Annotated in this window: 8 protein-coding genes; 4 read left to right on the top strand and 4 right to left on the bottom strand. The window is 74.2% G+C overall.

Translation table 11 applies throughout. The annotated features are described in order from the left end of the window. Positions 1-105: 105 nt before the first annotated feature. The gene (locus tag ACFWBN_RS39460) at positions 106-573 is read right to left on the bottom strand and encodes a nitroreductase/quinone reductase family protein (protein ID WP_385186610.1); all 468 of its coding nucleotides are present in this window, start codon (positions 571-573) and stop codon (positions 106-108) included. 158 nt (positions 574-731) lie between these two features. Here ACFWBN_RS39460 and ACFWBN_RS39455 point away from each other — a divergent pair, with 158 nt between their 5' ends. Then, positions 732-1,430, top strand: coding sequence for a TetR/AcrR family transcriptional regulator (locus ACFWBN_RS39455; RefSeq protein ID WP_385186607.1), 699 nt, complete (start codon positions 732-734; stop codon positions 1,428-1,430). 155 nt (positions 1,431-1,585) lie between these two features. After that, positions 1,586-2,545 (top strand): spherulation-specific family 4 protein, encoded by a 960-nt coding sequence (locus tag ACFWBN_RS39450; protein WP_385186604.1) that lies wholly within the window; start codon positions 1,586-1,588, stop codon positions 2,543-2,545. A gap of 6 nt (positions 2,546-2,551) precedes the next feature. On the opposite strand, the gene ACFWBN_RS39445 is transcribed toward ACFWBN_RS39450, so the two are convergent. The 3 genes from ACFWBN_RS39445 to ACFWBN_RS39435 all read right to left on the bottom strand — a co-directional run bounded on the left by ACFWBN_RS39445 (position 2,552) and on the right by ACFWBN_RS39435 (position 4,247). Continuing rightward, positions 2,552-3,094 (bottom strand): hypothetical protein, encoded by a 543-nt coding sequence (locus tag ACFWBN_RS39445; protein ID WP_385186601.1) that lies wholly within the window; start codon positions 3,092-3,094, stop codon positions 2,552-2,554. A 46-nt stretch (positions 3,095-3,140) separates the two neighbouring features. Continuing rightward, positions 3,141-3,392, bottom strand: coding sequence for a DUF6332 family protein (locus ACFWBN_RS39440; protein WP_385186597.1), 252 nt, complete (start codon positions 3,390-3,392; stop codon positions 3,141-3,143). A 111-nt stretch (positions 3,393-3,503) separates the two neighbouring features. Beyond that, complete coding sequence (locus ACFWBN_RS39435) at positions 3,504-4,247, bottom strand: maleylpyruvate isomerase family mycothiol-dependent enzyme (RefSeq protein WP_385186594.1); 744 nt, start codon at positions 4,245-4,247, stop codon at positions 3,504-3,506. Between the two features lie 49 nt (positions 4,248-4,296). Here ACFWBN_RS39435 and ACFWBN_RS39430 point away from each other — a divergent pair, with 49 nt between their 5' ends. Then, the gene (locus ACFWBN_RS39430) at positions 4,297-4,950 is read left to right on the top strand and encodes an alpha-ketoglutarate-dependent dioxygenase AlkB family protein (protein ID WP_385186591.1); all 654 of its coding nucleotides are present in this window, start codon (positions 4,297-4,299) and stop codon (positions 4,948-4,950) included. 43 nt (positions 4,951-4,993) lie between these two features. Then, positions 4,994-6,277 (top strand): ROK family protein, encoded by a 1,284-nt coding sequence (locus ACFWBN_RS39425; protein ID WP_385186589.1) that lies wholly within the window; start codon positions 4,994-4,996, stop codon positions 6,275-6,277. Positions 6,278-6,367: the final 90 nt, after the last annotated feature.

The following is a 6,367-nucleotide window of genomic DNA, read 5'->3' as shown; positions in this document are numbered from 1 at the left end:
CCGCCGCCGTCGCCGAGGAGCCCGCCGCTCCGGCCCCGCGTGCCCGTCGCCGTGCCACCCGCGCCGTCGCCGCCCCGGCCGCCCCGGCCGCCGTCGGGCGCGCGGTCACTTCGACACTGCGATCCGGAACACCGGGTGGTCGGTGGCGGCCGCCTGGAGTTCCGCATCGGAGGACTTCGCGGTGACGCCCTGGAAGAAGGCGTTGACCTCCCAGCCCCACTTCTCCAGGTAGGTGCGCAGGACGGCGGCCTGCTGGACCGGGTCGGTGATCTCGGTGGCGGTGAAGGTGCGCACCTTGCGCCCCACGCGCAGCTCGCCGCCGCCCGCGACGCGCATGTTGCGGACCCACTGGGAGTGGCCGCGGGCCGAGACCAGGTACTGGGCGCCCTCGTAGGTGTGCGGGTTGACCGGGATCCGCTGCATCTGGCCGGACTTGCGGCCGCGGACCGACAGCTCGGCGGAGCCGGCCAGGCTGATGCCGATCCGCGCCAGCTTGCCGAAGAGCGCGTTGAAGCGCCGGGCGAACGGGCCGGCCTGGACGTAGTACGGGGTGGACGGCGTGGGCGCGTTCATGGTGGCCTCCGGGGTCGATTTCCGCGGTTGAGAGAGCACTGCTCTCGCTTGAGAACAGTGTGCACGGATCGGTGCGCCAAAACAAGAGCACTGCTCTCGAAATGGATCGGCAATCCGTTTCTTGGGCAGTGCTCCACCCGCGTGGCACACTGGCCCGCATGAACACCGTCCGTGGGGCCAGGGAACGGGCCCGCATCGAGGTCACCGCCGCCATCAAGGACGAGGCGCGCCGCCGCCTCGCGGCCGAAGGCGCCGCCAAACTCTCCCTGCGCGCCGTCGCCCGCGAGCTGGGCATGGTCTCCTCCGCGCTCTACCGCTACTTCCCCAGCCGCGACGAGCTGCTCACCGCGCTCATCATCGACGCCTACGACAGCGTCGGCGCCGCCGCCGAGGAGGCCGACGCCCGCGCCCTCGCCGCCGCGGCCCCGCCCCGCGCGCGCTGGATCGCGGTCTGCGAGGCCGTCCGCGCCTGGGCGCTGGAGCACCCGCACGAGTACGCCCTCATCTACGGTTCCCCGGTCCCCGGCTACAGCGCCCCCCAGGACACCATCGGTCCCGCATCCCGCGTCGGCAACGCCTTCATCGCCGTCCTCCGCTCTGCCTACGAGGGCCGCGGCCTCGCCCTGCCGCCGCTGCCGGCCGCCCTGCGCCCCGAAGCCGTACGGATGACCGCCGACTTCGCCGAAGGCCTGCCCCCGGAGGTCACGGCCGCCCTGGTCGCCGCGTGGGCGCAGCTGGTCGGCCTCGTCTCCTTCGAGCTGTTCGGCCAGTTCAACCGGGTCGTCGAGGACCGGGACGCCTTCTTCACGCACGCAGCGGGCCAGCTGGCCCACGGGGTCGGGCTGCCGGCCGTATGAGCGGGAGCCCGGGGGAGGCCTGACGGGGACTCATGTGCGGGGGCGGCCCGTCGCTCGCCAGTTCCCCGGGCCAAAACAGGCGGTTGCCCCTTGAACCAAGGCCCGTCCGTCTAGTGTTCCTCGGGTCGCCCCCTGCCGCCGCCGGAGGAACCGTCATGCCCCGCGCCGTGAAGGCCCTGTACGCCGTCGTGGTCACCGCCTTACTGGCCGCGCCGGCCCCGGCGCCCGCACCCGCGGCCACCGCGCCGGCGCGCGCCGAGGAGCAGGCTGGGGCGGTGGCCCCCGCCGCGCCCCCCGCCACATCCCGGATACCCGGCGTCCGGGGTTTGGAGATCGCGGTTCCCGCGTACGTCGGGGCGAAGGACCGGATGCTGGCGGATCTCACGGACACCGGACCGGCCGCCTCCATCGTGGTCCTCAACCCCGGGAACGGCGACGCCCCGTTCGACGCTCCCTGGCGGGCCCGCGCCGACGCTCTGCGCCGCGGCACCACCGCCACCGGCGACAAGACCAAGGTCCTCGGCTACGTCCACACCGACCACGGCAACCGCGACCTCGCCGCCGTCAAGGCCTCCGTCGACAACTACCTGCGGACCCCCGACGGCCGCCTGCACGTCGACGGCATCTTCTTCGACGTCGTCAGCCGCGACTGCGGCCCCGGCAACGCCACCCGCGACCACTACGCGGAGCTCCGCCGCCACGTCCAGGACACCATGCGCGCCGTCGACCCGGCCGCCGCCGACCTCGTCGTCGACAACCCGGGCACGGCCATCGCCGACTGCTACCTGGAGCCGGGCCACCGGACCGCGGACGTCTTCGTCACGTACGAGGACACCTACGCGGCCTACACGAGCGGCGGCTGGCCGGGAGGCAACGTCTTCGACCCCGTCAACGGCTACCGCCCGGGCACCGAACTCGACCCGAGCGGAACGGCGTTCTGGCACCTGGTCCACGACGTCCCGGACACCGAGGCGATGCGCGCGACCCTGCGCACGGCCTTCGGCCGCGGCGCGGGCTACGCGTACGCGACCAGCGCGATCATGCCCAACCCCTGGGACAGCTCCCCGGCGTGGACGTTCCGCGCCCAGACCGGGTACGCGGCCACGCTCGGCTGACGCGCGTCAGCGGTAGTCGTCCGGGTGGCCCTGCATCCAGGTGTTGATCTGGTCCCGGGTGCCGATCAGCGAGGTCTGGTGCTTCTTCAGGTTCTCGAAGGTCCGGTCGCCGCCCAGCTCCGCGTCGAGCTTCGCGATCAGGGAGATGGGCTCCGGGAAGTGGCCGGGCCCCTTCGGGTCCGCCTTCATCGCCCGGTCCATGCGGTGCAGTTCGTCGTAGACCCGGCCGAGGAAGTAGGCGCAGTTGCCCGGCGTGCACGAGTCCTTCAGGGTCGCCTGGAGGCCCGCGAACGCGTCCCGGACCAGCTCGGCGGGACGGGCGGTCGGCTCGGTCGGGGATTGCGAACTCGGCGACGCACCTTGCGAGGAACCCGAAGCCGAACCCGAAGCCGAACCCGAAGCCGAAGCCGAACCCGGAGCCGAAGCCGAGACCGAAGCCGAAGCCGACGGCGTGGCGGCCTGCGGAGCCGGGTCCGCGCCACAGGAGACGGTGAAGGCCGCCAGGGCCACGGCGAGCACCGCCGCGCCCCGCACTGTGGAAGTGGACATCGAAGATCCCCCGTGATCGTTGAGGGAGCCGACCCTACCGAACGCCCTATCGGCCGTCGTTCTCGGGGCGGCGGGCGAAGCGCCACAGGAGGTGCGTGACCCGGAGCACGAACACGGCCGCCGCCACGATGCCGCCCGCCACCGCCAGGACCCGGTCCGCCGCGCGGGACAGCGAGAACGCCCACGCCGGCCCGTACACCGCGCCGAAGGCGAGGGCGGCCGCGAAGCAGGCGCTGACGACGGCATAGCCGATCTCGATGGTGATCGCGTCGCGGTCCGCCTGAGTGTGTCGCCCCATGCGTGAAGTGTCACATCGGGCACAGTCCGTCACAAGACGGTCCGCACCATGCCCGCCCGCGCCGCCCCCGACCGGCGCCGTCCCGCTCCAGCCCGCCCCGCGCCGCCGGTCTCAGATCCCGGCCGTCTCGCTCCACAGCCGGGCCAGCCCCGGATCGCCGGTCACCCCAGGACCCACCAGCGGGAGCCGGTTCCACAGCGCCGCGTACAGCCAGGCCGCCTCGCCGGTCACCTCGCAGTCCACGGGGTCGTCCGTCGTGCCCCGCACCGTGCGGGCCGGCTCCGTCGACAGGCGTACGGTCCACACCGCTCCCGTGTCGGCGGCCCGCACCCGCAGCACCCGCGGCTCCGGGGTCCGCACCCGGCTGCGCGGCCGCGCGTGGAAGCCCGTCAGCAGCTCGTCCACCCCGTCCTCCGCGAACTCGGGCTCCACCGGAGAGAAGGCGACCCCGAGCGCCGCCTCCGCGTCCATCCGGTGCACGGCCGTCTCATGGGCCTGCCGGCGCGCCCAGAACGCCAGCGGCGAGGGCGCGGCGGTCGGCAGGAACGTCCAGCACTGCACATCGGCCGGTGCCTCGACCAGGGTCCGTACCAGGGCCGCGTGCCCCTCCCGGAACCAGGCGAGCAGCTCCGCCCCGACCAGCTCCGGCGCGTCCGGGAACGCCGACGGCTCCAGCAGCCCCTCCCCGACGAACCCGGCCGCCCAGCGGTGCACGGATCCGGTGTGCCGCAGCAGATCGGCGACCCGCCACTGCGGACATGTGGGCACGAGGGCATCCGTACCGGCCTGTTCGGCCAGGTCGGCGAGCAGCTGCCCGTCCCGTTCGAGCGTCTTCACGAAAGTGGTGATCTCCATGTCGGGATTCTGCCAGCCGGGCCACGGCCACACACCGGACAATGGATTGATGAACGGGGAACTCTTCCCGCGCGAGCGGACCGTGATCGCCCCCGGCGCCGTGCACGTGCCCGACTGGCTCGGGGACGACAGGCAGCGGGAGCTGCTCGCGGCCTGCCGCGCATGGGCCCGGCCGCCCGCCGGGCTGCGCACCGTCCACACCCCCGGCGGCGGCACGATGACCGCCCGGCAGGTGTGCCTCGGACTGCACTGGTACCCGTACGGCTACGCAAGCACCGCCGTCGACGGCGACGGGGCGCCGGTCAAGCCGATGCCGCACTGGCTCGCCGAGCTGGGGCGGGAGGCGGTCGCCGCGGCGTACGGGGAGCCCCTGGAGCCCGGGGCCGCGTACGACATCGCACTGATCAACTTCTACGAGGGCGACTCCCGCATGGGCATGCACCGCGACGCCGAGGAGAAGTCCGGGGCCCCGGTCGTCTCCCTCAGCCTCGGCGACAGCTGCGTCTTCCGCTTCGGGAACACCGCCTCGCGCGGTCGCCCGTACCGGGACGTGGAGCTGCGCAGCGGGGATCTGTTCGTCTTCGGGGATTCGAGCCGACTGGCCTACCACGGGGTGCCGAAGGTCCTGCCGGGCACGGCCCCGCAAGGGCTCGGGCTGACCGGCCGGCTGAACATCACCCTCCGGGTCGGCGGCCTCGGCTAGCGGGCGGCGCCCCGGACCCCCCGATCATGCGAGGATCGGGGTCATGAACGGCAACGGGGCCCCGCCGCGGGTGGGGGATGTGACCACGGTGTCCACTGCTTCTGCTTCCACGAGGACCAAGCTGGAACGGGGCCGCGGCGCCCTCGGCCCGGCGCTGGAGCTCGTCCACACCGGCCGTGCCCCGACCCGGGCCGTCCTGACGGCCGAGCTCGGCGTCACCCGCGCCACCGCCGGAGCCGTCGCCGCCGAGCTGGAGGCGCTCGGGCTGATCCGGGTCGACTCCCGGCCCGGCGGCGCGAGCGGGACCCAGGGGCGCGGCGCGGGCGGGACCCAGGGCCGCCCCTCGCACCGCCTCTCGATCGACGAGAACGGCCCGGTGGCGCTCGCCGCGCAGGTCCACCCGGACGGCTTCCGGGCCGCCCTGGTCGGCCTCGGCGGGCGGATCGTGGCCACGGCCCCCGGCAAGATCACCGTGTCCGCCGACCCGGCGCAGGTGCTCGGCGCGGTGGTGGACGCCGGGGCCGCACTGCTCGCGGAGACCGGCCGCCGCTGTATCGGCGCGGGGCTCGCGGTGCCGTCCGCGGTCGCGGAGCCGGAGGGTACGGCGCTGAACCCGCTGCACCTGGCCTGGCCGCCCGGTTCTCCCGTACGGGCCGTCTTCGCGCAGTGCGTGAAGGCGGCCGGGATCGACGGCCCGGCGCTGACCGGGAACGACGTGAACCTGGCCGCGCTGGCCGAGCACCGGCACGGCGCGGGGCGCAGCGCGCAGCACCTGCTGTGCGTGGCCACCGGGCACCGCGGGGTGGGCGGCGCCCTGGTGCTGGACGGCCGCCTGCACAGCGGGAGTTCGGGCCTGGCGCTGGAGGTCGGCCACCTCACCGTGAATCCTGAGGGGCGGCCCTGCCACTGCGGCGGCCGCGGCTGCCTGGACGTGGAGGCGGACCCGCTGGCCTTCCTCACCGCGGCGGGCCGCACGCCGGGCCCAGAGGTGTCGCTGCTCCAGCAGGCGCGCGATCTGCTGAGCACGGAGTACGCGGAGCCGGCGGTACGGGCGGCCGCCGAGGAGCTGATCGACCGGCTCGGGCTCGGCCTCGCGGGCCTGGTGAACATCCTGAACCCGGACCGGATCATCCTGGGCGGGCTGCACCGGGAACTGCTGTCCGCGGATCCGGAGCGGCTGCGCGCGGTGGTCGCGGACCGCAGCCTGTGGGGGCGCAGCGGGGGCGTACCGATCCTGCCGTGCACCCTGGACCACAACAGCCTGGTCGGCGCGGCGGAGCTGGCCTGGCAGCCGGTGCTCGACGACCCGCTGGGGACGCTGGCCTAGGGCCTGTGTGATGTCGTGATCATTCGGCGGTTTTCAGCAGGTCGTCGATCCAGATCATTGCGGCGCGGAGGTGGAGGCCGGCGAGGTAGC

It is taken from the genome of Streptomyces sp. NPDC059989 (assembly GCF_042736975.1).
GTDB lineage: Bacteria > Actinomycetota > Actinomycetes > Streptomycetales > Streptomycetaceae > Streptomyces.
The sequence above is the reverse complement of the archived record's forward strand: the minus strand, read 5'-3'. Positions and strand labels throughout refer to the sequence as shown.

Bases quoted from the DNA above. Each gene is read 5' to 3' on its own strand.
- ACFWBN_RS39425 (WP_385186589.1), top strand. From the start codon at position 4,994: ATGAACGGCAACGGGGCCCCGCCGCGGGTGGGGGATGTGACCACGGTG.
- ACFWBN_RS39460 (WP_385186610.1), bottom strand. From the start codon at position 573: ATGAACGCGCCCACGCCGTCCACCCCGTACTACGTCCAGGCCGGCCCG.
- ACFWBN_RS39445 (WP_385186601.1), bottom strand. From the start codon at position 3,094: ATGTCCACTTCCACAGTGCGGGGCGCGGCGGTGCTCGCCGTGGCCCTG.
- ACFWBN_RS39440 (WP_385186597.1), bottom strand. From the start codon at position 3,392: ATGGGGCGACACACTCAGGCGGACCGCGACGCGATCACCATCGAGATC.
- ACFWBN_RS39450 (WP_385186604.1), top strand. From the start codon at position 1,586: ATGCCCCGCGCCGTGAAGGCCCTGTACGCCGTCGTGGTCACCGCCTTA.
- ACFWBN_RS39455 (WP_385186607.1), top strand. From the start codon at position 732: ATGAACACCGTCCGTGGGGCCAGGGAACGGGCCCGCATCGAGGTCACC.
- ACFWBN_RS39430 (WP_385186591.1), top strand. From the start codon at position 4,297: ATGAACGGGGAACTCTTCCCGCGCGAGCGGACCGTGATCGCCCCCGGC.
- ACFWBN_RS39435 (WP_385186594.1), bottom strand. From the start codon at position 4,247: ATGGAGATCACCACTTTCGTGAAGACGCTCGAACGGGACGGGCAGCTG.